The following is a 24,672-nucleotide window of genomic DNA, read 5'->3' as shown; positions in this document are numbered from 1 at the left end:
TACCTCTTTCTAGGGTTCAGGTCCTCAGGCAGCGCCTGCGGACTCGAACCGGAACACCCCGGGATCATTCACCGGGTCGACTGTCACAGCTATCGTACTCTTGGGCGGGAATTTCCCCTCAAGTAACAACTTGGACAGCGGGTTTTCAATACGCTGCTGGATTGCGCGCTTGAGCGGACGGGCACCGAACACGGGATCGAAGCCCACCTTGGCCAGCTCGGCCAGGGCCTGCTCGGACACCTGCATGCTCAGCTCCATCTTCTGCAGACGGCTTTCCAGCAACTTCAGCTGAATCCTGGCAATCGCCTCGATGTTCTTGGCATCCAGTGCATGGAAGACCACGGTTTCATCGATACGGTTCAAGAATTCGGGTCGGAAATGGTTTTTAAGTTCCCCCCAGACCGCTTCCTTCACATCATCGGCATCCTCGCCAACCATGGCCTGTATCAGATGCGAGCCGATATTGCTGGTCATCACGATCACGGTGTTCTTGAAGTCCACCGTGCGGCCCTGGCCATCGGTCAACCGGCCATCGTCCAGAACCTGCAGCAATACATTGAAGACATCAGGGTGGGCTTTTTCCACCTCGTCCAGCAGCAGCACGCTATAGGGCTTGCGGCGCACGGCTTCCGTCAGGTAGCCGCCTTCCTCGTAACCCACATAGCCGGGAGGCGCACCGATCAAGCGTGCCACAGAGTGCTTTTCCATGAACTCACTCATGTCAATACGCACCAGATGGTCCTCGCTGTCGAACAGGAAGCCTGCCAGCGCCTTGCACAACTCGGTCTTGCCCACGCCCGTGGGGCCCAGGAACAGGAAGGAGCCGGTGGGGCGATTGGGATCGGACAGACCCGAACGCGAGCGACGGATGGCATTGGCCACAGCGCTGATCGCTTCCTCCTGACCCACCACACGCTCGTGCAGCTTGTCCTCCATGTGCAGCAGCTTGTCTTTTTCGCCCTGCATCATCTTGGCCACAGGGATGCCAGTGGCACGACTCACCACCTCGGCGATCTCCTCGGCTCCGACCTGGGTGCGCAGCAGCTTGTTGGCCGTCGCGCCGTCCTGGCCCTCTTCCTTGGCCTGGGCTTCGTGCAGCTGCTTTTCGAGTGCCGGCAGCTTGCCGTACTGCAGCTCGGCCACCTTGTTGAAGTCGCCCTTGCGCTTGAACTCCTCGATCTGTATGCGCAGCTGGTCCACTTCCTTGCGGATCTGCTCAGAACCCAGGGCGCTGGCCTTCTCGGCCTTCCAGATTTCCTCAAGGTCGGCGTACTCGCGCTCCAGGCTTTCGAGCTCTTCCTCGATCAGCTGCAGACGCTTTTGCGAAGCCTCGTCCTTCTCGCGCTTCATGGCCTCGCGCTCGATCTTTAGCTGGATCATGCGGCGCTCGAGCTTGTCCATCACCTCGGGCTTGGAGTCCATCTCGATCTTGATCTTGGCCGCGGCCTCGTCGATCAGGTCAATGGCCTTGTCGGGCAGGAAGCGGTCGGTGATGTAGCGATGGCTCAGCTCCGCAGCGGCAACGATGGCGGGGTCGGTGATATCGACGTTGTGATGCGCCTCGTACTTCACCTGCAGGCCGCGCAGAATGGCGATGGTGTCCTCCACCGAAGGCTCGTCCACGATGACCTTCTGGAAGCGGCGCTCCAGAGCGGCATCCTTTTCGATGTACTTGCGGTACTCATCGAGCGTGGTCGCCCCCACGCAATGCAGCTCGCCACGCGCCAGCGCGGGCTTGAGCATATTGCCGGCGTCCATGGCGCCATCGGCCTTGCCGGCGCCCACCATGGTGTGGATTTCGTCGATGAAAAGAATAATGCGGCCTTCGTCCTGTGCGATTTCCTTGAGCACGGATTTGAGGCGCTCCTCGAAGTCGCCGCGGTACTTGGCACCGGCCAGCAGGCCCGCCATGTCCAGCGACAGCACGCGCTTGTTCTGCAGGCTCTCGGGCACTTCGCCGGCCACGATGCGCTGGGCCAGGCCTTCGACAATGGCGGTCTTGCCCACGCCGGGCTCGCCGATGAGCACGGGGTTGTTCTTGCTGCGGCGCTGCAGCACCTGGATGGCGCGGCGGATTTCATCGTCGCGGCCGATCACGGGATCAAGCTTGCCGCTGCGGGCGCGCTCGGTCAGATCCAGCGTGTATTTCTTGAGCGCTTCGCGCTGGCCTTCGGCTTCTGCACTATCCACGTTCTGCCCTCCTCGCACGGCATTGATGGCTGCCTCCAGGCTGGATTTGCTCACGCCGCTTTGCTTGAGCAAGGCTCCAGCACGCGTGGCCGAGCCTGCGGCATCGGCCAGCGCCAGCAGAAACAGCTCGCTGGCGATGAACTGGTCACCGCGCTTGAGGGCTTCTTTTTCGCTGGCCTGCAGCAGCCGAGCCAGCTCGGAACCGACCTGCACATCGCCTTGCTGCTGCACCCGCGGCAGATCAGCCATGGCCTGTTCTGCCAGGTTTTTGAGTTGTTGCACATTGCCGCCAGCGCGCTGCAGCAGCGCACGCGGGCCGTCGTCCTGGCGCAGCATGGCCACCAGCAGGTGCAAAGGGTCGATGGTAGATTGATCAGCACCGAGCGCCAGGGACTGCGCGTCGGCCAAGGCTTCTTGGAATTTGGTCGTCAGTTTGTCAATTCGCATGGTTTGTCGCTTTCGCTCCAATCAGATTCATTGCTGATTTATCTGATAGCCAGGTGGTGAATTTCAAGACCGGAAGGGCAATAAAGCGGCTCAAAAGACGGCCGCAAGTCTGTGATTTGATCAAAATCAAACAACGCCCTGCGCCAGAAGCCAGACCCGAGCATCGCGCGTCAAAGCCAGATCCAATGTAGGCTCAAACCCACAATGCGCAAGATTACGGCCCCATACCTGCCAGAGTCAGCAAACCCGGGAGCCACCAAGAACCATAGCGACTTACGCTTTATACATCAGCGCCAGAGGCATTTTTATTCATAGATTTTTCAAGATCATGCACTGATGCGGCACAACCAGGCGTCACCTGGCCCAGGGCGACCTGGCACCAGTACAGGTCTGCGCTCAGGCGGCTGCCGCCATTCTTATTGCCACCGCGCCAGCGCCTGTTCGTCACTGACACGCGCATCCACCCAGCGTGCGCCTTGCTCGGTCTGCTCTTTTTTCCAGAACGGCGCTTCGGACTTCAGATAGTCCATGATGTATTCACAGGCCTCGAAGGATTTGCCGCGGTGGGCGCTGCTCACCGCCACCAGCACGATCTGGTCCATGGGCTGCAGCAGGCCGATGCGGTGAATCACGCGCGCGCCATAGATGCCAAAGCGCGCCACGGCCTTGTCGATGATGGCCTCGATCGACTTCTCGGTCATGCCGGGATAATGCTCGAGCTCCATGCTGGAGACGGCATCGCCCTCGTTGCGGTCGCGCACCGTGCCGACAAAACTGCAGACCGCGCCCACGCGCGCATCGCCGGTGCGCAGGGCGGCAATCTCGGCCGAGAGGTCAAAGTCCTGAGTCTGAATGGATACACGTGCTTCGGTCATGCCTGCATTGTCGCAGGCCAGCATGGGCATGTCTGGCGCATTAGCATTGGGCCATGGCCACACAAACCATCAATCTGCCGGAGTACACGCTGTACCCCTCTCCGCGCAACGAGCACCGGATGATTTTCGAGTTCCAGCTCTTTGTGCCCTATCCCTATGAGCTGATCCACCTGCCCGACTACAACTTCAAGGGCAAGGCCACGCTGTTTGCTGCCCACCGCAAGCGCGACAACAAATCGGGCCAGCTCATTACCTGCGAGCTGGCCGTGGACATAGAGCGTTTCGAGCGCCTGTTCGAACCAAGCTAAGCCATGGACGACACCAGCCAGATTCAGCCGCCGACCAGCTTTGCCGAGCTGTTTCGCACGCGCAGCGGCAAGCTGTCCGTACCGATTGCCGAGGTCGTCGCACGCTATGAGCTATGCGAAGACCTGGCAAGCCATCTGACCGAGCAGGCACAGACGCTCTATCACTCGGGCAACTCCTCCGAAGAACAGGTGCTGCTGGGCATGCATGCGGGCCTGGCCGCGGAGGGCTCGGTCGTCACGGTGCCTGAGGCGGGCTGGATCGTGCAGCGCCTGGCCGAGCTGCTGGAATGGCGTACACCGCAGTTCCCCACGCCTGCAGACCCGGCCTGAAATCCCGGACGGAACCGCTTCTCAGCACTTTCAGACCCGCATTTTTCGCTTCAAACTCCGGAGCTAGATCAGAAGGCTCCGACAGGCGCATGCAGACGCTGCCAGGCCAAGGCCCGCCAGGCAGGCGTTCCATAGGCAGCGACCAGATCTCGCCCTATGGCGACCCAGGCCGGATCGGCCGGGTTCAAGCCCAAAGCCTCGATGAATGGCGCTTGCACGATGAAGCACTGGCGCCGATAAGGCAGCAAAAAACCATCCGCCTGCTGTGCAAGCACGCTTCGCGCCTGTGCGTACTCGCTGAACCAGATGTGCAGAAGAATGCCGCTACGCGGCACATGCCAGAAGCTGCCCATGTCATCACCCGGTGCTGCCAGCACTCCCAGCACCCGACGCGCCTGCTCCCAGCCGGCAAAGCCGACCTCGCGCGCCGCCTGATGCAAATGGTCGCGCAATGTGGCCGAGCCCGCAGCCCCCTCGCGCCGCGCACGGTTCAGGCGCACGCGGGCGCGCACCTTGAGTTCGTCGACCAGGGCCTGCGGCGAAACGAATCCGGAAACAGAACCGGCCCCCGTGGCTGAACCCGACGGATCAATGGCTGCTGCACCACCGAGCAGCGCTTGGCCTGAGCTCATGGCATTCACGGTTTCACTGCTCATGGCTGTACCCCTTGCAGCTCTTGCTGCCACAGGGAAAGCAGGGCCTGAAGTTCGGCGTCATAGTCGAACAAAGGATCGTCGCGCTCCTTCACGCGGTCCAGTACCTCAAAACGAAATGCCTGTGCGCCATGGCAAGCCCAGGCCTGGGCCAGTGCCGCATCGCGCCGGGAGCCATTGCTCAGCTCGAACCGCAGGCGGTTGAGTATTGCGTCCACGTTACGGCTGGCCCCCAGGCGCAACAAGTCAGCGGCATCGCAGCGCACCGCGTAGATACCCATGGCGGGAAAAGCCTGTTTGTAGTCCCGCGTCAGCGCGCGCCGCGCCTGGGGATGGAGAGATGAAGTCATGACAGTGCTCCAGGTTGCATCGGAGCCTCCCGCGCTGGGCCCCTAGAACAACCATGGTCTGACAGAACATCGAAATCGAGCGTGAACACGCTGTCGAAAGCAAGGGTGAGAGCCTCTTGTGCGGGCAGGCGCCCCTTGGCACCTGTGAGCCGCGATTCTAGGGCAAGAGCCTCAGACCTGCTCAGGCACCAGTTGTTCGACCAGCTTGCGCCCGAACGCCACATCGGGCTGCAGACCATACAGAATGCGATAGACGATGGGTGCCACCAACTGGTCCAGCATGGCTTCCACATCGGGCACCTCTTCGCCACGCGCGCGGGCCCGGCCCAGCACAATGCCAAGCTGGTCGCGAATGATGTCCACGCAGGCGCAGGTCACCTGGTCTTCCTGGGTTGCCACCAAGGTATCGCGCAGCAAGGTTCGTCCCAGGGGAGAGCCCATTTCCTCGATGTATTGCTCGGTCCAGGCCTGCAGATCGCCATGCAGGCTGCCCGTGTCCGCAGGCTCGGCAATGGGACGGATGCGCTCCAGCGCCACATCGGCCAGCAACTGCGGCAGATCGCCCCAGCGGCGATACAGCGTGGAAGGCGTCACGCCGGCCTCGGTGGCGATCAGGGGAAAGGTCAGCTCCTCGCGCGGCATGTGCTCCAGCAGTTTCCTCACCGCCTGATGCACGCTGGCCTGTACACGGGAGCTGCGCCCGCCCGGCCGGGATTGGACTGGGTCTTTTGCAATCATGGTCATTAAAGCTAAATATTTGCGTTAATGATGAATTAACGCAGAATACGCAAACGCAAAAAATTTGCTTTTATGGTAGCGGAGCCTGCTTTTCCATGCCCACATCCTCTGTATCCCTGACTGCGGTATCCAGCACCCGCAATATGGCTGCTGTCGCCCTGACCCTGGCCAGCTTTCTGGCGGCATCCAGCGCTCCCACGCCCTTGTATAGGCTCTACCAGCAGGCCTGGGGCTTTTCCTCGGGCATGCTGACCCTGATCTTCGCGGTCTATGCCTTCAGTCTGCTCGTCGCCCTGCTCACCATGGGCGCACTGTCCGATTACCTGGGCCGACGCCCCGTCATTCTTGCGGCCCTGGGACTGGAGGCGGTCTCCATGCTGATGTTCACCCATGCACAGGATGCGCAGGCTCTACTCTGGTCGCGTGTGGTGCAGGGTTTTGCCACCGGCATGGCGAGCGCAGCCCTGGGCGCGGCCCTGCTCGATCTGGACCGTGAACGCGGTGCGTTGATCAATACGCTGTCTCCCATGCTGGGTATGGCAGCCGGCGTGTTCGGCGCCAACCAGCTGGCCAGCCATGGCCATGACGGCTTGCACCAGATCTACTGGTGGCTGCTGCTGGTCTTTGCGGCATCGGCCTGGGCCATTGCCGTGATGCCTGAAACCGTCAGCCGCCGCAGCGGAGCCCTGGCCTCCATGCGCCCTCGCATCCGCCTTCCCGCGCATACCCGCCCGGCCTTCCTGCGCATGGCACCGCTGGATATCGCCGCCTGGGCGCTGGCGGGCTTTTATCTGTCGCTAGGCCCCACCCTGCTGCGTGTGATCACCGGCTCCACCCTGATGGCAGGCCTGGCCGTGTGCATCAACACCCTGAGCGCCGCAGCGGCCATCTGGCTGCTGCGCCACTGGACGGCCCAGCGCATGCTGCGCTTCGGTGGCTCGGTTCTGCCGCTGGGCATCGTGATTCTTCTGCTGGGCGTGGCCAGCCACAGCCTGATGCTGATGGTGGCCGCCTCCATCATTGCCGGTGCGGGCTTTGGCGTGGGCTTTCAAGGGGCGCTGCGCAGCGTGCTGCCGCTGGCCGAGTCACATGAACGCGGCGGCCTGCTGTCCACCATCTATGTGCTGAGCTATCTGGCCTTCAGCCTGCCGGCCATCGCCGCAGGCCTGCTGACCCAGAGCCTGGGGCTGGTGCCCACCACCTATGGCTATGGTCTGATGCTGATTGTGCTTGGCTTGCTGGCACTGGCTGCCACAAGGCAGAAAGCGGTCACCCGGCATGGTGCATAAGCTGTGCGTTGCGGTCTTGCTCTACATTGCCTGGCTCATTCGTCCCCGACCTCCATCAAAAAAGCCGTGCAGCAAACGCAGCACGGCTTTTTGATCGGCATGACGGCCTCAGGCCTGGATCGACTCGGCAGCCTTCCAGTCCGCGTAGCGGTTCAGTATGCGCTGCACTTGCCCATGGGTCCACTCACCGCCCTTGGCGGCCGCAATGCCCCGCGCATTGAGTTCAGCCGCCATGGCACGGTGGGTCAGACCTTGTTGCAGCAATTCGGCGAACAGCGCTTCGTGCTGCCTGGCAAAGGCATCGGCCGCCGATTTACGCTTTTCCACCGTGGCGCGGATATTGGCCGCGCCGGCCGTGCCCAGCTTGACTCCGCGCTCACGCGCTTCAGCCAGAGCCTTGCGGGTACGGGCGCTGATCTCTGGGTTCACTTCGGTAGATGGCAAATCGGCGGTTTCGGTCATGGCATTACAGGGGGGGATATAGCTCAGGGTCTGACCCAGGAACCATAACAGGAACAGCACCACGGGCGCATGAACCAGCAACTGCACAAAGTTGAAGCCGATCAGATCACGCGCCTTGAGGCCCAGCACGCCCAACAGCGGCAGCATGTAGAAGGGGTTGATCAGATTAGGTAGAGCCTCAGCAGCGTTGTAGATCTGCACGGCCCAACCCAGGTGGTACTGCAGATCATTGGCCACCTGCATCACATAGGGGGCCTCCACAATCCACTTGCCACCGCCCGAGGGCAGGAAGAAGCCCAGCACGGCCGAGTAGGTGCCCATCAGCAGTGCATAGGTGTCATGTGTGGCAAAGCTGGTGAAGAAGGTGGAGATATGGTGGGCAATGCTGGCACCGCCGTCACCCTTGACGTCCGTCATGATGGCCGCAATCGCGCCGTACAGAGGGAACTGGATCAGCACGCCGGTCGTAGTGGGCACGGCACGTGCCACGGCATCGAGAAAGCTGCGGGGGCGCCAGTGCAACAGCGCACCGGCCATGAGAAACAGCAGGTTGTAGGTGTTCAGCCCAGAGATTGCCTGAATGAAAGGCTTGCTCGAGAACTCCTCCACCATCCAGCCCACGGTCAGCGCCACCAGCAAGATGATGAGAATGGGGCTGTATTCCAGCCATTCACCGGGGCGGCTGGGCTTTTTGACTTCCTGCACGACTTCTGTGCCCAGATCGACCTGGCATTGGGCCGCATCACGCGCGGTCTTCTCACCGGGTGCAGTCATGTAAGCCACGACAATGGAGATCACCATCAGCACGCCCAGCATTACGCCGGACTGCCAGAGGAAAATAGTCTGCGTGAACGGAATCACGCCGGTAATGGCCAGAATGCCGGGAGGCAGGCTGGCTGGGTTGGCCTGCAGCTGCGCTGCCGAAGACGAAATGCCCAGCGCCCACACGGCACCCAGACCCAGATAGACGGCGGCACCGGCGGCGCGGTAGTCCATCTTGATGTCGGTGCGGCGTGCCAGTTCCTTGACCAGCAGACCACCGAACACCAGGCTCAGCCCCCAGTTCAGCAGCGAGGCGCTCAGCGCCACAAACGCCACCCAGGCCACGGCGCCACGGCCGGTCTTGGGCACGCGGGCCAGCGCCTTGATGAGTGCAGATGCAGGCTTGGAGCTGGCCACCACATAACCGCCAATCACCACAAAAGCCATTTGCATGGTGAAGGGGATCAGACTCCAGAAGCCCTTGCCGAAGGCCTTGCTGGTTTCCTGCACCGGCGCACCAATGGCAAACGCTGCCAGCACCACGATGAAGATGCCGACCACGGCAAACACCCAGGAATCCGGGAACCACTTCTCCGCCCAGCTGGCGCAGCGCATGGCAAAGCGCGCAGAGCGGGTCTCCTCCATATTGACGTGAGTTGTCATGAGTAAGTGCTTTCTGTCTTTCTTGTAGAAAGCGCGGATTCTCCAAAATGAATCTCGTCAGATTCACGAAAATACGCCCAGGAAAACCCTAGTAAGCAATCTCACGATCAAGGCTGGCACCTGGAAACCGACAAACAGCAAAAAGGCCTGTGCAAGCGGTTTGCACAGGCCTTCTGTGGACTTCAGGCTTCTTCAGAAACCGTTTTTAGAGGCTCACAAGCGCTCAGAGACTCATCAGCCCCCCGTCACTGGCGGAAAAAATGCCACTTCGTCGCCATTGCTGAGCACGGCATCGGCATCGCAGATATCCTGGTTCAGCGCCATGCGCACAGCCTTGCTGGCAGCCAGCACCTGGGCAGCCGCATCGCTGCGGCTCATCAGTTGCTCGCGCAATGCTCCCACGGTGGCTGCCGGGGTCTGCAGGCTTTCGCTGCCCGTACCCAAGGCTTCCCGGATAGAGGCGAAATATCGAATCGTAACGGTCTTCATCTCCAACTCCATCAGGCCATGAGCTCGGTAAACGGGATAAAGCGCACACTGTCGCCCATGGCAACCGTGGTGCCGGCAGGGTTGTCCACCACGCCGTCGCCCCAAGCCGTGGAAGTCAGCACGCCCGAGCTCTGGTTTCTGAACAACTCCAGCCCGCCACGCTCGTTGTAGCGCACCCGCAAAAACTCTCTGCGCTTGTCGCCCTTTGGCCAGACGAAATCGGCGCGCGCTTCGATGGCTCGCGGCAGCACATGCTGCACGCCCTGCAGACGCAGCAGGAACGGGCGCACCAGCACCTGGAAGGTGACAAAGCTGGAGACCGGGTTGCCCGGCAGACCGATGAAATGCGCAAAGCCCGTGCCGGACTCGCGATTGACGCGGCCGTAGGCAAAAGGCTTGCCGGGCTTGATGTTGATCTGCCAGAGGTCCAGCTGACCCAGCTCCTGCACGGCAGGCTTGATATGGTCTTCCTCGCCCACGGAGACGCCGCCGCTGGTGACGATCACGTCGTGGTCCATGGCGGCATCGGCCAGCGCGGCAATCGTGGCCTCGCGGTCGTCGGGAACAATGCCCAGATCCGTGACCTCGCAGCCCATGCGCAGCAGCAATGCACGCAGGAAGAAGCGATTGCTGTTGTAGATGCTGCCCGCTGGCATGTCCTGCGGCGCCACGGTACCGGGCATGACCAGTTCGTCGCCGGTGGAGAACAGGGCCACACGCGGCTTGCGTGCCACCTGCAGGCTGGCAAAGCCCATGCTGGCGGCCAGACCCAGGTGGGCCGGCGTGAGGCGGGTGCCGGCCTCGATCACGGTCGCGCCCTGCCTGATATCTTCGCCAGCACGGCGAATCCACTGGCCGGTACAGGGCTCGGCCTTGATGCGCACGCGGCCGTCCTCGAGCAATTCGCAGTCCTCCTGCATGACGATGGCATCGGCCCCGGCCGGCACGGGCGCCCCCGTGAAGATGCGGGCGACGGAGCCGGCAGCCAGCGCATCGGGCGAGGTGCCGGCAGGGATGCGCTGCGACACCGGCAGCACTGCAGCGCCGTCGGCACATTCGACGGTGCGCACCGCATAGCCATCCATGGCCGAGTTGTCCTGAGGCGGCACCTGCAGCGGCGAAACGGCGGCCTGCAGCAGCACGCGGCCATCGGCATCAAAGGTGTCCACCATTTGTGCGCCGGCCTGGGGCTGGGCATGGGCCAGCAGCTCCTGCAGGGCTTCATCCAGAGGCTTGAGCGGCTTGCGAGGCGTCTGTGGTGCTTGCATTGCTGTGTCTTTCCTTAGTTCTTGTATTGCAGGGAGTCCGAATGAGCCAGCAGCCATTGCAGCACAAGCTGGGGCTGGTTGAGATCCAGCACGGGCTGGACAGGCACTTGAGGCAGGTCATGGGCAGCGTCGGTGGCAACTGCCAGCACCCTAGGGTCATGCGCAAACAGCGGCTCCAGGCTCTTGCCCTTGTCCAGCCTGTCCTGCTGCTGCCGCCAGACCTCTATCTTGGGCAGCTCGCCATGCTTGAAGCCTTCGACCAGCACCCAGTCCACGCTGGGGTCCAGCTGCGCCAGCATATGGTGCATGCTCAGCTGAGCAGGGTGCTCGTATTCGCGCATCAGCGCCATGCGTCTATCGGATGCGAGCAGCACTTCATAAGCGCCAGCCTTGCGGTGACGCCAGCTGTCCTTGCCCTCGCGATCCACATCAAAGTCATGGTGGGCATGCTTGATGACCGAGACCCTGAGTCCGCGCTGCTTCATCAGCATCACCAGCGCCTCGACCAGGGCGGTCTTGCCCGCGCCCGAATATCCGGCAAAGCCTATGACCTTCATCTTGATTTCAATATGTTTTTGATAGCTACCAGCGCTCTATGGGCAAGCGCAAAATACCAATTTCATCCAAAGAAAAAAAAGCACCTGTCGCCAAGCCACAGATGCTTTTCAAGCTTAACGCCGCAGGACTTTATCTGCAGTTTTCGGCGATAAAGGCCTTGACCTGGTCCACGTCGGAGGCCATGACGACCACATGCTTGGGCAGGTCTTCGATGCCGTTGAACTTGGCGGGACGGTCGGGCTGGCGGCCCAACGCTTCTTCGATCGTCGCCGCAAACTTGATGGGCAGAGCGGTTTCCAGCACCAGCATGGGCTCGGCGCCCAGATGCTCTCGCGCCACCTTCACGCCGTCGGCGGTATGCGTGTCGATCATCTGATCAAAGCGCTCGAAGGTGTCCTTGATGGTGGCCAGACGGTCGGCGTGTGTGCTCTTGCCGCTCACAAAACCGTACTTGCCGGCCGCATCCTTGAAGGCGGGATCTGTGCTCAGATCGAACTTGCCGGCCTTGGCCACGCCTTCGGCGAACAGTTGCCTGGTGCGCACGCCGTCGCGCCCCACCAAGTCGAACACAAAGCGCTCGAAATTGCTGGCCTTGGAGATGTCCATCGAGGGGCTCGATGTCTCGTAGGTATTGGCCGAGCCTCGCACCTGGTAGACGCCGGTGCGGAAGAACTCGTCCAGCACATCGTTCTCATTGGTGGCCACCACCAGCTTGGCAATGGGCAGACCCATCTGGCGCGCCACATGGCCTGCGCAGATATTGCCGAAGTTGCCGGAAGGCACGGTGAAGCTCACCTTCTGGTCATTGGAGCGGGTGGCCTGCAGATAGCCGGCAAAGTAATAGACCACCTGGGCCAGCAGACGTGCCCAGTTGATGGAGTTGACGGTGCCGATCTTGTACTGGGCCTTGAAGGCGTGGTCGTTGGAGACGGCCTTGACGATGTCCTGGCAGTCGTCGAACACGCCTTCGATGGCGATGTTGTGGATGTTCTCGTCCTGCAGGCTGAACATCTGCGCCTGCTGGAAAGGGCTCATGCGGCCGTGTGGGCTGGTCATGAAGACGCGCACGCCCTTTTTGCCGCGCATGGCGTATTCGGCCGCGCTGCCGGTGTCCCCGCTGGTGGCGCCAAGGATATTCAGTTCCTCGTTGCGGCGGGCCAGTTCGTACTCGAACAGATTGCCCAGCAGCTGCATGGCCATGTCCTTGAAGGCCAACGTGGGGCCGTTGGACAGGGCTTCGATGTGCAGCACGCCGTCGAGCTGACGCACGGGCACGATGGCGTCGCTGCCAAAGATTTCCCTGGTATAGGTCTTGGCACACAGGGCGCGCAGATCCTCGGCTGGAATGTCGTCGATATAGAGCGACAGAATCTCGAAGGCCAGGGCTGCATAGCCCTTGGCGGCCAGCGTCTCGCGCAACTGGCTCAGCTTGGCATCGTCGATCTGGGGGTACTCGACGGGCAGGTACAGGCCGCCATCGGGAGCCAGGCCTTCGAGCAAAATGTCGCAAAAACGCTTGCGGTCAGCATGGCCGCGGGTGGACAGATACAGCATCTCAAACTCGCCAAAAACTAAAATTCGGAACGGACAGCCAAACGGACAGAAGTCATGCCGCCAAGCCGACCATTATCGGTCAGCAAGCCCGATTTGACTGTGCGCGAATGCAGAGACCGGCCAACGCCATTGCCTCATATCGCGCCGGACGGGACTCAGGGCTGGAAATAGCGCTGCGCCCCCGGCTTGATATAGGGCTTGAGTTCCTTGAACGGGACACTGACGCCGCTGCCCAGGCACACACCCATGGCATGACCTATGCCCGAGATCACAAAGCTCATCTTGTCGGGCTTGTCGAGCATCAGCGCCATGTACTGGGGCAGCAGCTCGGTGCACTCCTTGTCATCCTCGGAATGCCGGTTCACGGCCTTGCTCAGAAAACGCGACAGCCGATCACCATACTCCAGCTTGTACTCGCCATATTTCACGTCCTTGAGCAGGCGGGTGAAGTCCATATAGCCGCCCTTGAGCAAGTCCAGCACAAAGGGGTCGTAATGATTGTTGGGATGGGCCCCGCCGCAACCGGTTGAACCGGACTCCACCACACTCATCAAGGCACTTGAGAGGTAGGTCACCTTGATCGACTCGTTATTGAAATCCCCCAGTGAGCCTGCCGCCGGGCCAGCGTTCTGGTAGATCGAGCCCACACAGGCCAGCGCCTCCAGACTCATGCCCCAGTGGCGCTGCTCCAGAACGGTATTGGTCTGCGCCAGAATTTTGGGATCCGGATGACGCGTGAGGCGCGGATACCAGAACTGGGTACGCGCATCGCGCACCGGCCTCCAGGCCAGCGTGGGGCTGACCACCACTTCCTTGCCCTGCTCCAGCTTTTGCTCGGCCACTTTCAGATAGTCGTAGGGCGTGGCCTGTGCCGAAATGGCAACGCCCGATGCAATACCGCTGCCCGCACCTTGCACAATCGCCAACGTCACGGCCTCCACACCGAATGGCGCTATCTTTTCAGGGTCGTACTGCGCAATATGGGTAAGGGCTAGCGGCAGTTTTTTACCGTGAATATCATCCACCCATTCACCTGCCAAAGCACTGCCTTGCTGGCGCAGTTGCCAGACGATGCGGCGCTGTTGGGAGTCGGTCAACACGGGAGGCTCGCCACCGCTTTCACGCGCCCAGTCGTTATTCAAAGGACGTGCCTCAGACAGCGCATTCAGCGAGCCCCGGAGCGGAATATCCACTCCATGCCGCAGATAGAAATAGCGCCCCTGGCGTTCACCATCCTCACCCGGCTTGCCCAGCTCCATCACCACCGCCGAGCCGCCCAGCGTGCCACGATAGACATCGACGGGCGCCGCTTGCGCACCCGCCGCCACCAAAAACAAAAAGGCTGACGCCATAGGGCACCAGCCTTTGAAGGAGTTTGCAATACCGACACCGCACTGAACAGGGAATAAGCCGGTTTGAGTGCGACGGTACATGCTCAAGTCCTTAGTTCAGCTCTTCCTTGCGGATGCGGGTGATGGGAGCCAGCACCGTGGGCAGCCCCTGGATTTCGGCCAGGGCCTTGTCCATATCCCCTTCGCGGGTATCGTGCGTGAGAATGATCAGGTCGGTCTGGGTCGAGCCTTCGCCGCCCACTTCATCGGCTTCGCGCTGCAGCACGGCGTCGATGCTGATGCCGGCACCCGCCAGCAGGCCGGTGATCTTGGCCAGCACTCCGGCTTCATCGGCCACGCGGATGCGCAGGTAGTAGCTGGTCACGACCTCGGCCATGGGCAGCACGGGCAGCTCGCTGCCAGCGGCAGCCAGGCTGCTGCTCTGGAAGGCCAGGGCTGGCACGCGGTGGGCAGGATCGGACCCGTCCATGCGAGCGATATCCACCAGGTCGGCCACCACGGCGGAAGCGGTGGGCTCGGACCCGGCACCCTTGCCGTAGTACAGCGTGGTGCCCACGGCATCGCCGTTCACCACCACGGCATTCATCGCGCCTTCCACATTGGCGATCAGACGCTTGGAAGGCACCAGCGAGGGGTGCACGCGCAGCTCGATGCCCTTGTCCGTGCGCTTGGTGATGCCCAGCAGCTTGATGCGATAGCCCAGTTGCTCGGCGTAGCGGATATCGGCTCCGGCCAGCTTGGTGATGCCTTCCACATAGGCCTTGTCGAACTGCACGGGAATGCCGAAGGCAATCGCGCTCATCAGCGTGGCCTTGTGGGCCGCATCCACACCCTCGATGTCGAAGGTGGGATCGGCTTCGGCATAGCCCAGACGCTGCGCTTCCTTGAGCACCACGTCGAAGTCCAGGCCCTTGTCGCGCATTTCGGACAGGATGAAGTTGGTCGTGCCGTTGATGATGCCGGCCACCCACTGGATGGAGTTGGCGGTCAGGCCTTCGCGCAAGGCCTTGATGATGGGAATGCCACCGGCCACGGCAGCTTCATAGGCCACCATCACGCCCTTCTCGGCTGCGGCCTTGAAGATTTCCGTGCCGTGCACGGCCAGCAGGGCCTTGTTGGCGGTCACCACATGCTTGCCGGCCGCGATGGCTTCCAGCACCAGGGCCTTGGCAATGCCGTAGCCGCCGATCAGCTCGACCACCACATCGATATCGGGGTTGGCGATGACTTCACGTGCATCGCCGACCACCTTGACCTTGTCACCCACCACGCTCTTGGCGCGTTCGGTATCCAAGTCGGCGACCATGGTAATTTCAATGCCACGACCCGCACGACGGCGAATCTCGTCTTGGTTGCGTTCCAGCACATTGAAAGTACCGCTGCCTACGGTGCCAATGCCCAACAGGCCTACTTGGATGGGTTTCATAAGTTCTAAGGTCAAAAAAGCGCTGAAGCGCTTGAAAATCAAGCGCCACCAGCTATCAAAAAGATGAGTTACGCGGCTTTCTCAGCCTTGGCAGGCTTGAGTGCCTTTTCTGCCGGCACTGCCTTGGGCTTGTCCGTGCCATGGCGCTTGCGGTACTTCTCGAGGAAGGCTGCCAAGCGGTTGATGGCCTCGCGCAGATCTGCCTCATGCGGCAGGAACACGATGCGGAAGTGATCAGGCTCGGGCCAGTTGAAGCCCGTACCCTGCACCAGCATGACCTTGGTTTCCTGCAGCACTTCGAGGAAGAACTCCTGGTCGTCCTGGATGGGGTAGACGGCGGGATCGAGGCGCGGAAACATGTACAGCGCGCCCTGAGGCTTGACGCAGCTCACGCCGGGAATGGCGTTGATCAGCTCCCAGGCCAGATCGCGCTGCACACGCAGGCGACCGCCCTCCTGCACCAGGGCGTCGATGCTCTGGTGGCCGCCAAGCGCCGTCTGCACGGCCCACTGGCCGGGCACATTGGCGCACAAGCGCATGTTGGAGAGCATGTTCAGGCCCTCGATGTAATCCTTGGCGGGCTTTTTGTCGCCCGAAATCACCATCCAGCCAGCACGGTAGCCGCAGGAGCGGTAGGCCTTGGAGAGGGAATTGAAGGTGATGGTCAGCACATCGATGGACAGGCTGCCCAGCGGCGTGTGCTTGGCATCCTCGTACAGCACCTTGTCGTAGACCTCGTCCGCGAAGATGACCAGGCCATGCTCGCGCGCCAGCTCCACGATCTGCAGCAGCAGCTCCCTGGAGTACAGCGCACCCGTAGGGTTGTTGGGGTTGATGACGACGATGCCCTTGGTGCGCGGCGTGATCTTGGCGCGGATGTCGTCCATATTGGGCATCCAGCCATTGGACTCGTCGCACATGTAATGCACGGGCGTGCCGCCGGACAGGCTGGTGGCAGCCGTCCACAGCGGGTAGTCGGGCGCAGGCAGCAGCATCTCGTCACCGTTGTCCAGCAGCGCGTTGGTGGCCAGGCTGATCAGCTCCGAAGCGCCGTTGCCCAGATAGATGTCGTCCAGCGTCACGCCCTTGATGCCCTGGCGCTGGGTTTCGTGCATCACGGCCTTGCGCGCCGCGAAGATGCCCTTGCTGTCGGAATAGCCGGCCGAGTTGGGCAAATTGCGGATCATGTCCTGCTGCACTTCCTCGGGAGCATCGAAGCCGAACACGGCCAGATTGCCGATATTGAGCTTGATGATCTTCTGGCCGTCGTCCTCCATCTTCTTCGCCGCGTCCATGATCGGCCCGCGGATGTCGTAACAGACGTTTGCTAATTTGGCGGATTTTTGAACGGTTTTCATGCGAATCAATGCAAAAGGATTTCAGGCACGCCAGGGCGCATTAAACGCCATGGTGAAACCTATAATTTAAGCACAGTTCCGCGCTGCAGCAATGTCCCCACCCTCTCTGTATGGAGACAGCAGCCATCGCCCCCGTCCAGCGCGCCGATTGCGCACACTCTCCATCATGAAATTTCAGGCAGACAAATCCGATGCGCAAACCATCACCGGCTATGGCCCGGGCTGGATCGCGGTTGACAAGCAAAACCACGAAACCAGTCTGCTGGTCGGAGCCCGCGGCCTGCTGACCGAGTGGAACTGCGCCCGTTTCGAAGACCTGACGGCCGAGCATTTCGAGGAGCTCGCCAAGCTGGATGCGGAAGTCGTCCTCTTTGGCAGCGGCAGCAAGAACCGCTTTCCACCCGTGGCCTGGCTCAAGCCGCTGATCGCCAAACGCATTGGCCTGGAGAGCATGGACACCGCCTCGGCCTGCCGTACCTATAACGTTCTGGCCAGCGAAGGCCGCAACGTGGTCGCAGCCCTGCTGCTAGCATAGACTTCTGAGCTTACATTGAGAGAAATACGTATTTCAGGGTAAAATCGCAGGTTGCGGTTGGGGGCGATCGATTGATAAAAACAAAAATACCACCGACGCCCTCGGCATTTCAACGAACACACCCGAGAGATACAAGCGCATGGCGATCGTTGTCAACAAACCACTCCCAGAATTTGAAGCCAACGCCACCGGCGGCGTCAAGGTGTCCAACACCTCGCACAACGGCCAGATTCTGATCCTGTATTTCTACCCCAAGGACAACACGCCGGGTTGTACCACGGAAGCAATGCAATTCCGCGATAAGTACAAGGATTTCGTGAAGGCTGGCGCCACCGTGTTCGGCGTGTCGCGCGACAACATGAACTCGCACAACGACTTCAAGGAAAAGCTGGAACTGCCGTTCGAGCTGATTGCCGACACCGAAGAAAAGATGTGCCACATGTTTGGCGTAGTCAAGAACAAGATCATGTACGGCAAGAAGGTCAAGGGCATCGAGCGCTCCACCTTCCTGATCGGCGCCGACGGCATCCTGATGCAGGAATGGCGCGGCCTGAAGGTTCCCGGCCATGTGGACGAAGTACTCAAGGCCGTCAAAAGCCTGAAGACCCAAGACAAGAAGGTGGCCTGAGCCCCGCCCGGGACTGAAAACCTTGCAATCATCTACACGCAAAGTATTTCAAAGTCTTTAAACAAGGCAAAACAGGAAATACTGCTTTAGGCCCTCGGAGCCTATGCATAATGGGGCATGCCTCAGTGCTACGCAGTATTCTCTGTTCACCCCACCAAAGCCGCCTCGGTTTCCAGGCGGCTTTGTGCTTTTTGAATCTTGTTGAGAACGGTTCGTCCACTATGCCCCTGCCCCCCGCACCCGGCCACCGCGCCGCAAAGCTTTCCGCAGAAGCCTTTTCGTCCATCCGCAAGACTGCCAAGCAGACTGCAGAACTTGACGAGGATCTGAACCCCTCCGACGGAGCCGCCCTGAATGCGGCTCCAGAGACCGCGCCCGCGGTCACCAAGCCGCGCCGCAGCAGCAGCAAGCCCAACGCAACCGCCAAGCCGCGCAAGACCGCCACAACGGTTGGCGTAGCGCCGACGACAGCAGCATCCACTGCCGCAGTACCTGCAAAACCTGCCGACGCAGCTGCCAAGCCTGCCCGCCGCGCCCGCAATACGCGCACCGGCCCGACCACGCTGTTCGTGCTGGACACCAATGTGCTGCTGCACGACCCCAGCAGCCTGTTCCGCTTTGAAGAGCACGACATCTTCCTGCCCATGGTGGTACTGGAAGAACTGGACAACCACAAAAAGGGCATGACCGAAGTGGCGCGCAACGGCCGCCAGGTCAGCCGCACGCTGGACTCCCTGGTTGCCTCCCAGCCCGCCGACGGTCTGGAAAAAGGTCTGCCGCTCAATGCCACAGGCCAGCGCAGCGCCACCGGCACGCTGTACTTCCAGACCAACCCTCTGGATGCATCCCTGCCCGAGAGCCTGCCCCAGGGCAAGGCCGACAACCAGATTCTGGGTGTGGTCGCCGCCCTGCGCGAGCAGCACAAGGATCGCGAAGTCGTGCTGGTGTCCAAGGACATCAATATGCGCGTGAAGGCGCGCGCCCTGGGCCTGGCCGCCGAGGACTACCAGAACGACAAGGTGCTGGAAGACGGCGATCTGCTGTACTCGGGCGCACTGGCCCTGCCCCACGACTTCTGGGCCAAGGCCGGCAAGAATGTGGAGAGCTGGCAGGAAGGCGCCATCACCTACTACCGCGTCAGCGGCGCCATCGTCGACCAGTTGATGATCAACCAGTTCGTCTACTACGAAGCACCGGGCGAGCCCAGCCTCTATATGCGCGTGACCGAGATCCGCGACAAGACGGCCGTGCTCAAGACGCTGCGCGACTTCGGCAACCCCAAGAATGCCGTCTGGGGCGTGTCCACACGCAATCGCGAGCAGAACTTCGCCATGAACCTGCTGGTCAACCCCGAAGTCGACTTTGTCACGCTGACAGGCACGGCCGGCACCGGCAAGACCCTGCTGGCCCTGGCCGCCGGCCTGGCCCAGGTGCTGGACGAGCGCCGCTATACCGAGATCATCATGACCCGCGCCACGGTGAGCGTGGGTGAGGACATCGGCTTCCTGCCCGGCACCGAAGAGGAAAAAATGGGCCCCTGGATGGGCGCCCTGGACGACAACCTGGAGTTCCTGGCCAAGGGCGACGGCGGCAATGCCGGCGAGTGGGGACGCGCCGCCACCAACGAGCTGATCCGCAGCCGCATCAAGATCAAGAGCATGAACTTCATGCGCGGTCGCACCTTTCTGAACAAATACGTCATCATTGACGAGGCCCAGAACCTGACGCCCAAGCAGATGAAGACCCTGATCACCCGTGCCGGCCCCGGCACCAAGATCATCTGCATGGGCAATCTGGCCCAGATCGACACGCCCTACCTGACGGAAGGCAGCTCGGGCCTGACCTATGTGGTGGACCGCTTCAAGGGTTGGCCCCATAGCGGCCACATCACCCTGGCGCGCGGCGAACGCTCGCGCCTGGCGGACTTCGCCAGCGAGGTGCTGTAAGTGGCGAGCTGGATCGCGGCACTCAAGCTCGTGCCCTGGGGCGAGGTCATCAAGGCCACGCCTCAGGTGGTGAAGGCCGCCCAGGGCATGCTCAAGAAGAAAGAAGCCCAGGCCGAGGCGCGCGAGCAGGACGCCAGCGCGCAAAGCGCTGCGCAGCGCATCTCGCCACCGGCCTCCGCCGGCGAGCAGGCGCTGTTGCTGATCCAGCAGCAGGAGGAGCGCATCGCCCAGCTCGAGCAATCGCAGCGCCAGTCGCTGGAGATCATCGAGAAACTGGCCCAGCAAAATGCCCAGATCGTCGCAACCGTGGGCGCGCTGCGCATAGGTGCACAGCGCCTGGCCTGGGCCTGCGGCGTACTGGGACTGTGCGTGATCGGTCTTGGCGTCTACCTGTTCAGCCGCTAACCCCGCAGCTGCTCAAAAAAACAAAGCCCGCAAGGTCTGTGCCTTGCGGGCTTTTCTTATGTCCTTCAATTTGATAGCTTGCAGCGCTTGATATTCATAGCTTGCATATTCATAGAGTTACGAAATCCATACCCAACAAGCGCTAACAGCTATGATTTTTAGTATTCGTCCGTGCCGTAGCCCTGCGCCAGGTTCTCGAAACGCGTCTGGTTCTTCTGGAAGAAGAGCTTCACCGTTCCCGTCGGCCCGTTACGCTGCTTGCCGATGATGACCTCGGCAATATTGGGCTCCTTGCTCTCTTTGTTGTAGTAATCGTCGCGGTAGATGAACATGATGATGTCCGCATCCTGCTCGATGGCGCCCGATTCGCGCAGGTCGGACATCATGGGACGCTTGTCGGTACGCTGCTCCACCGAGCGGTTGAGCTGGGACAGCGCGATCACCGGGCATTGCAGCTCCTTGGCCAGCATCTTCAAACCCCGCGAGATTTCGCCCAGCTCGGTGGCACGGTTGTCGGAACTGGCGGCAGATCCCGATCCGCTCATCAGCTGCAGGTAGTCAACCACGATCAGGCCCAGCTTGCCGCACTGGCGCGCCAGACGACGCGCATTGGCACGCAGCTCGGTTGGAGACAGGCCCGGCGTTTCGTCGATATGCAGCGACACGGTGCGCAGACGCTCGATGGCCTCGGTCAGACGCGGCCACTCGTCGTCGCTGAGCTTGCCGGTACGCAGATTACCCTGGTTGACGCGGCCGATGGAGCCGACGATACGAACCGCCAGCTGGGCCGCACCCATTTCCATGGAGAAGATGGCGACCGGCAAGCCCTCATTGAGCGCCACATGCTCGGCAATATTCACGGCAAACGAGGTCTTGCCCATGGAGGGACGCGCCGCCAGCACCACCATGTCGCCGGCCTGCAGGCCCGAGGTCATGCGATCCAGATCGACAAAGCCCGTGGGCACGCCGGTCACATCCATGGGGTTGTCGGCCATCTCCTGGACCCGGTCCAGCAGATCCACCACCAGCGAATCCAGCGACTGGAAACCCTGCTTGTTGCGCGCCCCCTCCTCGCCGATCGCCATGATCTTCTGCTCGGCTTCGTCGAGGATGCGCTCCACGGTCTTGCCCTGCGGATTGAAGGCATTGGTCGCGATGTCGTCGCTGGCCGTGACCAGTTTGCGCAAGATGGCGCGCTCGCGCACGATTTCTGCATAGCGGCGGATATTGCTGGCACTGGGCACATACTGCGCCAGCTGGTTCAGGTACATCAGGCCGCCGATTTCCTCGGCTTTGCCCATGCCCTGCAGATGCTCATAAACCGTGATCACGTCGGCCGGCTTGCTGGCGTTGATCAGCTTGCCGATGGCTTCGTAGATCAGCTTGTGCTCGTGTCGGTAGAAGTCGCCGTCGCCAAGCAGATCACCAACGCGCTCCCAGGCATTGTTGTCCAGCAGCAGACCGCCGAGCACCGAAGATTCCGACTCCATGGAGTGCGGCGGCACACGCAGTTGCGCCACCTGCTGATCGGCAGTGGGAACCGGGGCGAATGCATCATCTTGCAGATCAAGCGGGGGCATTACTGACGACATGAGACTCCTAGAGACAAGTCCTCCATCGTAGCGGGAGGCGGTGGCGACGTCACGGCGGGTGACGATAAAAACGCTGGCGAGACAAACAATTACCAGAAAGCAAAAAACCGCCCGAAGGCGGCTTTTTGCCAATTCAGAACAGAGCCTGAATTAGGAGTGGTCGCCGTACACGGAGACGGCCACTTCTGCAGCCACGTCGGTGTGCAGAGCCACCACCACAGTGGCGTCGCCAACGGTCTTGATGGGCCCGTTGGGCATGCGCACTTGCGACTTGTTCACTGCGAAACCGGCCTTGACCAGTTCTTCAGCGATGTCGGCGTTGGTGATGGAACCAAACAGACGACCGTCAACGCCAGCCTTCTGAGTGATCTTCACGTTCACGCCGTTGAGCTTTTCGCTCAGTTCTTGAGCGGCAGCCAGTTTCTCGGCGGCAGCCTTTTCCAGCTCAGCGCGCTTGGCTTCGAATTCAGCCTTGGCAGCAGCTGTTGCACGACGTGCAGCGCCGGAGGGGATCAGGAAGTTACGAGCGTAACCGTCCTTGACCTTGACGATATCGCCCAGGTTACCCAGGTTCACAACCTTTTCGAGCAGAATGATTTGCATAGTCGTGCTCCTTAGATCTTGTGCTGGTCAGAGTAGGGCAGCATAGCCAGGAAGCGAGCGCGCTTGATGGCTGTGTTCAGCTGACGCTGGTAGATGGCGCGCGTGCCGGTCAGGCGTGCGGGCACAATCTTGCCGTTTTCGGCGATGAAGTCACGCAGGGTGTCGACATCCTTGTAGTCGATTTCTTCGACGCCGGCGACTGTGAAGCGGCAGAAACGCTTGCGCTTGAACAGCAGCGACTGGGTGTTGCGCTTAGGACGCTTGTCCTTGTTGAATTTCTTGAACGTGGCCATTGCTGGACCTCTTGAAAATTAATTTTGTTGAATATCCTGAATGTGCAAAACCAGCATCTTGCTATTGCGCGCCGTGGCCAGAAAACCTTGAAAGGTCCATTGGCTACCGGGTGCTTGGCGGGCCAGCTTTTCAGCCAGGGCGCCAAAGGCAACAGCCTTGACAGATGCATTCACGTTGCGCGCACTGCCCAGCTCTTGCTGCTGCGAACTGTGTTCAATTCGCAAATCCAGGGCCGGCAATCCGGCGGGCGTGTAGCGCAAAGCAGCTTGCTCTACGAGAAGGCCCGTCAATACAACGCGGTTTTCCACTCCTTCAGTGTCTGATGCTATTAAGCGTGCTCAGCCTGGTTGGCCTTGCGGGCTTCTTCGCGCTCAACGCTCTTCATCATGGCGGAAGCAGCTGTTTCAGCCTTCTTCTTCTGCACAGTCAGGTGACGCAGCACGGCATCGTTGAACTTGAAGGCGTGTTCCAGTTCAGCCATCACAGCCTGGTCGGCTTCGATGTTCAGGCACAGGTAGTGAGCCTTAGCGAGCTTGTTGATCATGTAAGCCAGCTGACGACGGCCCCAATCTTCTTCGCGATGCACCTTGCCGCCACCAGCGGCAATCATGCCCTTGTAGCGCTCCAGCATCGCGGGAACTTGTTCGCTTTGATCCGGATGGATCAACAAAATGATTTCGTAATGACGCATAACGACTCCTTTTGGGTAAACGCCGCCCACTGCGTCTGTAGCGGTGCGGCAAGGCAAAACGTGAGATTCTAGCCGAGTAGCAGACTATCTGTACACTCTGGGGCCTATAAACCTGCGATTACCATTGGTCAATCAAGGCGAGATGTCTTGAAATCACAAGTACTCACTCTCCTGGAATGCCCCGCAAATCCCGCAGGCTCACCCCAGCCGCTGCGCCCGCCGCCCTTTGTTGGGCGGCACGGGTCTTGAAATAGACCTGGCGGAGCGCATCTGGCAGACAGATTGTCTTAAGTTTTGAGAAACCTTCACCAACTATGACCGAGAACCACAACCCCAACACCATCAACGACGCCAGCCCCGAGGAACTGGAAGCGGCCCTGGCAGCCAATGCGTCGGACGAACTGGGACGTCTGCAGGCCGAGCTGGAAGAACTCAAGGCCAAGAGCGCCGATCTGGCCGACCAATACCTGCGTGCCAAGGCCGACGCCGAAAACATGCGCCGTCGCGCCGAAGAAGAGGTCGCCAAGGCACGCAAGTTCGGCATCGAGAGCTTTGCAGAAAGCCTGCTGCCCGTGATCGACAGCCTGGACGCGGCCCTGGCCATCCAGAACGCCACGCCCGAACAGCTGCGCGAAGGCTCGGACGCCACGCTGCGCCAGCTGAATTCGGCCCTGGAGCGCAACAAGGTACTCGCCATCAATCCCGCTGCGGGCGAGAAGTTCGACCCTCACCACCACCAGGCCATCTCCATGGTTCCCGCCGACCAGCCCGCCAACACCGTGGTTGCCGTGCTGCAAAAGGGCTATGTGATCGCCGACCGCATCCTGCGCCCCGCGCTGGTGACCGTGGCCCAGGGCTGAGCTGGCTAGACACCCCAAAAAAAACAACCGTCAGGGCAAAAAATAG

The 24,672-nt window shown here is 61.0% G+C and carries 26 protein-coding genes and 1 pseudogene; 8 read left to right on the top strand and 19 right to left on the bottom strand.

All coding sequences use genetic code 11. The annotated features are described in order from the left end of the window. Positions 1-24: 24 nt before the first annotated feature. Together clpB and moaE are read right to left on the bottom strand one after the other, a co-directional pair. Positions 25-2,637 carry an ATP-dependent chaperone ClpB gene (clpB, locus tag V8Z78_RS08740; protein ID WP_034359764.1) on the bottom strand — a complete coding sequence of 871 codons (2,613 nt, stop codon included), beginning with the start codon at positions 2,635-2,637 and terminating at the stop codon, positions 25-27. Between the two features lie 416 nt (positions 2,638-3,053). Next, positions 3,054-3,512 carry a molybdopterin synthase catalytic subunit MoaE gene (gene moaE, locus V8Z78_RS08735; protein ID WP_046461285.1) on the bottom strand — a complete coding sequence of 153 codons (459 nt, stop codon included), beginning with the start codon at positions 3,510-3,512 and terminating at the stop codon, positions 3,054-3,056. 53 nt (positions 3,513-3,565) lie between these two features. Between moaE and V8Z78_RS08730 the strand changes: the two genes are divergently transcribed. Then, complete coding sequence (locus tag V8Z78_RS08730; protein ID WP_003057869.1) at positions 3,566-3,820, top strand: hypothetical protein; 255 nt, start codon at positions 3,566-3,568, stop codon at positions 3,818-3,820. 3 nt (positions 3,821-3,823) lie between these two features. Next, positions 3,824-4,150 (top strand): hypothetical protein, encoded by a 327-nt coding sequence (locus V8Z78_RS08725; protein ID WP_279089921.1) that lies wholly within the window; start codon positions 3,824-3,826, stop codon positions 4,148-4,150. Between the two features lie 68 nt (positions 4,151-4,218). Here V8Z78_RS08725 and V8Z78_RS08720 read toward each other — a convergent pair whose 3' ends face one another. The 3 genes from V8Z78_RS08720 to V8Z78_RS08710 all read right to left on the bottom strand — a co-directional run bounded on the left by V8Z78_RS08720 (position 4,219) and on the right by V8Z78_RS08710 (position 5,891). Next, positions 4,219-4,806, bottom strand: coding sequence for a hypothetical protein (locus V8Z78_RS08720; RefSeq protein ID WP_349731238.1), 588 nt, complete (start codon positions 4,804-4,806; stop codon positions 4,219-4,221). After that, positions 4,803-5,153 (bottom strand): GIY-YIG nuclease family protein, encoded by a 351-nt coding sequence (locus tag V8Z78_RS08715; RefSeq protein ID WP_012837293.1) that lies wholly within the window; start codon positions 5,151-5,153, stop codon positions 4,803-4,805. The genes V8Z78_RS08720 and V8Z78_RS08715 overlap by 4 nt, the downstream gene beginning before the upstream one ends. Before the next feature lie 171 nt (positions 5,154-5,324). Next, a complete protein-coding gene (locus tag V8Z78_RS08710; RefSeq protein WP_034361874.1) occupies positions 5,325-5,891 on the bottom strand; it encodes a TetR/AcrR family transcriptional regulator in 567 nt (188 codons plus the stop codon). A gap of 95 nt (positions 5,892-5,986) precedes the next feature. On the opposite strand from V8Z78_RS08710, the gene V8Z78_RS08705 reads away from it, so the two are divergent. Further along, positions 5,987-7,180 (top strand): MFS transporter, encoded by a 1,194-nt coding sequence (locus tag V8Z78_RS08705; protein ID WP_349731237.1) that lies wholly within the window; start codon positions 5,987-5,989, stop codon positions 7,178-7,180. Positions 7,181-7,288: 108 nt separating this feature from the next. Here the strand turns inward: V8Z78_RS08705 and V8Z78_RS08700 are convergent, their stop codons facing one another. The 9 genes and pseudogenes from V8Z78_RS08700 to V8Z78_RS08660 all read right to left on the bottom strand — a co-directional run bounded on the left by V8Z78_RS08700 (position 7,289) and on the right by V8Z78_RS08660 (position 17,072). Beyond that, positions 7,289-7,642: a recombinase family protein gene (locus tag V8Z78_RS08700; RefSeq protein ID WP_003064321.1), complete on the bottom strand. Its 354-nt coding sequence runs from the start codon at positions 7,640-7,642 to the stop codon at positions 7,289-7,291. A 9-nt stretch (positions 7,643-7,651) separates the two neighbouring features. Next, a pseudogene (locus V8Z78_RS08695) lies at positions 7,652-9,067 on the bottom strand (short-chain fatty acid transporter); the annotation flags it as partial. 234 nt (positions 9,068-9,301) lie between these two features. Beyond that, entirely contained in the window at positions 9,302-9,556 is a 255-nt protein-coding gene (gene moaD / locus V8Z78_RS08690) for a molybdopterin converting factor subunit 1 (protein ID WP_003064318.1), read from the bottom strand. A gap of 11 nt (positions 9,557-9,567) precedes the next feature. Continuing rightward, the gene (locus tag V8Z78_RS08685; protein ID WP_314351903.1) at positions 9,568-10,824 is read right to left on the bottom strand and encodes a molybdopterin molybdotransferase MoeA; all 1,257 of its coding nucleotides are present in this window, start codon (positions 10,822-10,824) and stop codon (positions 9,568-9,570) included. Positions 10,825-10,838: 14 nt separating this feature from the next. Continuing rightward, on the bottom strand, positions 10,839-11,381 hold the full coding sequence (gene mobB, locus V8Z78_RS08680; RefSeq protein ID WP_314351901.1) for a molybdopterin-guanine dinucleotide biosynthesis protein B: 543 nt from the start codon (positions 11,379-11,381) through the stop codon (positions 10,839-10,841). Between the two features lie 130 nt (positions 11,382-11,511). Then, the gene (gene thrC / locus V8Z78_RS08675) at positions 11,512-12,936 is read right to left on the bottom strand and encodes a threonine synthase (protein ID WP_314351899.1); all 1,425 of its coding nucleotides are present in this window, start codon (positions 12,934-12,936) and stop codon (positions 11,512-11,514) included. 155 nt (positions 12,937-13,091) lie between these two features. Beyond that, positions 13,092-14,288, bottom strand: coding sequence for a hypothetical protein (locus V8Z78_RS08670; protein ID WP_057091639.1), 1,197 nt, complete (start codon positions 14,286-14,288; stop codon positions 13,092-13,094). Positions 14,289-14,379: 91 nt separating this feature from the next. Continuing rightward, positions 14,380-15,714, bottom strand: coding sequence for a homoserine dehydrogenase (locus V8Z78_RS08665; RefSeq protein WP_003064309.1), 1,335 nt, complete (start codon positions 15,712-15,714; stop codon positions 14,380-14,382). 68 nt (positions 15,715-15,782) lie between these two features. Next, the gene (locus V8Z78_RS08660) at positions 15,783-17,072 is read right to left on the bottom strand and encodes a pyridoxal phosphate-dependent aminotransferase (protein WP_003057902.1); all 1,290 of its coding nucleotides are present in this window, start codon (positions 17,070-17,072) and stop codon (positions 15,783-15,785) included. A gap of 166 nt (positions 17,073-17,238) precedes the next feature. On the opposite strand from V8Z78_RS08660, the gene V8Z78_RS08655 reads away from it, so the two are divergent. From V8Z78_RS08655 to V8Z78_RS08640, 4 genes are all read left to right on the top strand, one after another. Beyond that, entirely contained in the window at positions 17,239-17,607 is a 369-nt protein-coding gene (locus V8Z78_RS08655) for an Mth938-like domain-containing protein (protein ID WP_003064306.1), read from the top strand. 139 nt (positions 17,608-17,746) lie between these two features. Beyond that, the gene (locus tag V8Z78_RS08650; protein ID WP_003057908.1) at positions 17,747-18,235 is read left to right on the top strand and encodes a peroxiredoxin; all 489 of its coding nucleotides are present in this window, start codon (positions 17,747-17,749) and stop codon (positions 18,233-18,235) included. Positions 18,236-18,456: 221 nt separating this feature from the next. After that, positions 18,457-20,181 (top strand): PhoH family protein, encoded by a 1,725-nt coding sequence (locus V8Z78_RS08645; RefSeq protein WP_046461228.1) that lies wholly within the window; start codon positions 18,457-18,459, stop codon positions 20,179-20,181. Continuing rightward, the gene (locus V8Z78_RS08640; RefSeq protein ID WP_003064300.1) at positions 20,182-20,586 is read left to right on the top strand and encodes a hypothetical protein; all 405 of its coding nucleotides are present in this window, start codon (positions 20,182-20,184) and stop codon (positions 20,584-20,586) included. A gap of 158 nt (positions 20,587-20,744) precedes the next feature. On the opposite strand, the gene dnaB is transcribed toward V8Z78_RS08640, so the two are convergent. The 5 genes from dnaB to rpsF all read right to left on the bottom strand — a co-directional run bounded on the left by dnaB (position 20,745) and on the right by rpsF (position 23,766). Then, on the bottom strand, positions 20,745-22,178 hold the full coding sequence (gene dnaB, locus V8Z78_RS08635) for a replicative DNA helicase (protein ID WP_034359740.1): 1,434 nt from the start codon (positions 22,176-22,178) through the stop codon (positions 20,745-20,747). 150 nt (positions 22,179-22,328) lie between these two features. Further along, complete coding sequence (rplI, locus tag V8Z78_RS08630) at positions 22,329-22,781, bottom strand: 50S ribosomal protein L9 (RefSeq protein ID WP_003064296.1); 453 nt, start codon at positions 22,779-22,781, stop codon at positions 22,329-22,331. 11 nt (positions 22,782-22,792) lie between these two features. After that, complete coding sequence (gene rpsR, locus V8Z78_RS08625) at positions 22,793-23,074, bottom strand: 30S ribosomal protein S18 (RefSeq protein ID WP_003057920.1); 282 nt, start codon at positions 23,072-23,074, stop codon at positions 22,793-22,795. Between the two features lie 18 nt (positions 23,075-23,092). Beyond that, a complete protein-coding gene (gene priB, locus V8Z78_RS08620; RefSeq protein WP_349731236.1) occupies positions 23,093-23,383 on the bottom strand; it encodes a primosomal replication protein N in 291 nt (96 codons plus the stop codon). Positions 23,384-23,403: 20 nt separating this feature from the next. Next, complete coding sequence (gene rpsF / locus V8Z78_RS08615) at positions 23,404-23,766, bottom strand: 30S ribosomal protein S6 (RefSeq protein ID WP_003064289.1); 363 nt, start codon at positions 23,764-23,766, stop codon at positions 23,404-23,406. Between the two features lie 314 nt (positions 23,767-24,080). Between rpsF and grpE the strand changes: the two genes are divergently transcribed. Further along, the gene (gene grpE / locus V8Z78_RS08610; RefSeq protein ID WP_012837282.1) at positions 24,081-24,626 is read left to right on the top strand and encodes a nucleotide exchange factor GrpE; all 546 of its coding nucleotides are present in this window, start codon (positions 24,081-24,083) and stop codon (positions 24,624-24,626) included. Positions 24,627-24,672: the final 46 nt, after the last annotated feature.

The sequence above is a fragment of the Comamonas sp. wu1-DMT genome (assembly GCF_040187805.1).
GTDB classification, from domain to species: Bacteria; Pseudomonadota; Gammaproteobacteria; order Burkholderiales; family Burkholderiaceae_C; genus Comamonas; species Comamonas thiooxydans.
This window is presented reverse-complemented; position numbering and strand designations above follow the sequence as displayed.

Bases quoted from the DNA above. Each gene is read 5' to 3' on its own strand.
- clpB (WP_034359764.1), bottom strand. From the start codon at position 2,637: ATGCGAATTGACAAACTGACGACCAAATTCCAAGAAGCCTTGGCCGAC.
- moaE (WP_046461285.1), bottom strand. From the start codon at position 3,512: ATGACCGAAGCACGTGTATCCATTCAGACTCAGGACTTTGACCTCTCG.
- V8Z78_RS08730 (WP_003057869.1), top strand. From the start codon at position 3,566: ATGGCCACACAAACCATCAATCTGCCGGAGTACACGCTGTACCCCTCT.
- V8Z78_RS08725 (WP_279089921.1), top strand. From the start codon at position 3,824: ATGGACGACACCAGCCAGATTCAGCCGCCGACCAGCTTTGCCGAGCTG.
- V8Z78_RS08720 (WP_349731238.1), bottom strand. From the start codon at position 4,806: ATGAGCAGTGAAACCGTGAATGCCATGAGCTCAGGCCAAGCGCTGCTC.
- V8Z78_RS08715 (WP_012837293.1), bottom strand. From the start codon at position 5,153: ATGACTTCATCTCTCCATCCCCAGGCGCGGCGCGCGCTGACGCGGGAC.
- V8Z78_RS08710 (WP_034361874.1), bottom strand. From the start codon at position 5,891: ATGATTGCAAAAGACCCAGTCCAATCCCGGCCGGGCGGGCGCAGCTCC.
- V8Z78_RS08705 (WP_349731237.1), top strand. From the start codon at position 5,987: ATGCCCACATCCTCTGTATCCCTGACTGCGGTATCCAGCACCCGCAAT.
- V8Z78_RS08700 (WP_003064321.1), bottom strand. From the start codon at position 7,642: ATGACCGAAACCGCCGATTTGCCATCTACCGAAGTGAACCCAGAGATC.
- moaD (WP_003064318.1), bottom strand. From the start codon at position 9,556: ATGAAGACCGTTACGATTCGATATTTCGCCTCTATCCGGGAAGCCTTG.
- V8Z78_RS08685 (WP_314351903.1), bottom strand. From the start codon at position 10,824: ATGCAAGCACCACAGACGCCTCGCAAGCCGCTCAAGCCTCTGGATGAA.
- mobB (WP_314351901.1), bottom strand. From the start codon at position 11,381: ATGAAGGTCATAGGCTTTGCCGGATATTCGGGCGCGGGCAAGACCGCC.
- thrC (WP_314351899.1), bottom strand. From the start codon at position 12,936: ATGCTGTATCTGTCCACCCGCGGCCATGCTGACCGCAAGCGTTTTTGC.
- V8Z78_RS08670 (WP_057091639.1), bottom strand. From the start codon at position 14,288: ATGGCGTCAGCCTTTTTGTTTTTGGTGGCGGCGGGTGCGCAAGCGGCG.
- V8Z78_RS08665 (WP_003064309.1), bottom strand. From the start codon at position 15,714: ATGAAACCCATCCAAGTAGGCCTGTTGGGCATTGGCACCGTAGGCAGC.
- V8Z78_RS08660 (WP_003057902.1), bottom strand. From the start codon at position 17,072: ATGAAAACCGTTCAAAAATCCGCCAAATTAGCAAACGTCTGTTACGAC.
- V8Z78_RS08655 (WP_003064306.1), top strand. From the start codon at position 17,239: ATGAAATTTCAGGCAGACAAATCCGATGCGCAAACCATCACCGGCTAT.
- V8Z78_RS08650 (WP_003057908.1), top strand. From the start codon at position 17,747: ATGGCGATCGTTGTCAACAAACCACTCCCAGAATTTGAAGCCAACGCC.
- V8Z78_RS08645 (WP_046461228.1), top strand. From the start codon at position 18,457: ATGCCCCTGCCCCCCGCACCCGGCCACCGCGCCGCAAAGCTTTCCGCA.
- dnaB (WP_034359740.1), bottom strand. From the start codon at position 22,178: ATGTCGTCAGTAATGCCCCCGCTTGATCTGCAAGATGATGCATTCGCC.
- rplI (WP_003064296.1), bottom strand. From the start codon at position 22,781: ATGCAAATCATTCTGCTCGAAAAGGTTGTGAACCTGGGTAACCTGGGC.
- rpsR (WP_003057920.1), bottom strand. From the start codon at position 23,074: ATGGCCACGTTCAAGAAATTCAACAAGGACAAGCGTCCTAAGCGCAAC.
- rpsF (WP_003064289.1), bottom strand. From the start codon at position 23,766: ATGCGTCATTACGAAATCATTTTGTTGATCCATCCGGATCAAAGCGAA.
- grpE (WP_012837282.1), top strand. From the start codon at position 24,081: ATGACCGAGAACCACAACCCCAACACCATCAACGACGCCAGCCCCGAG.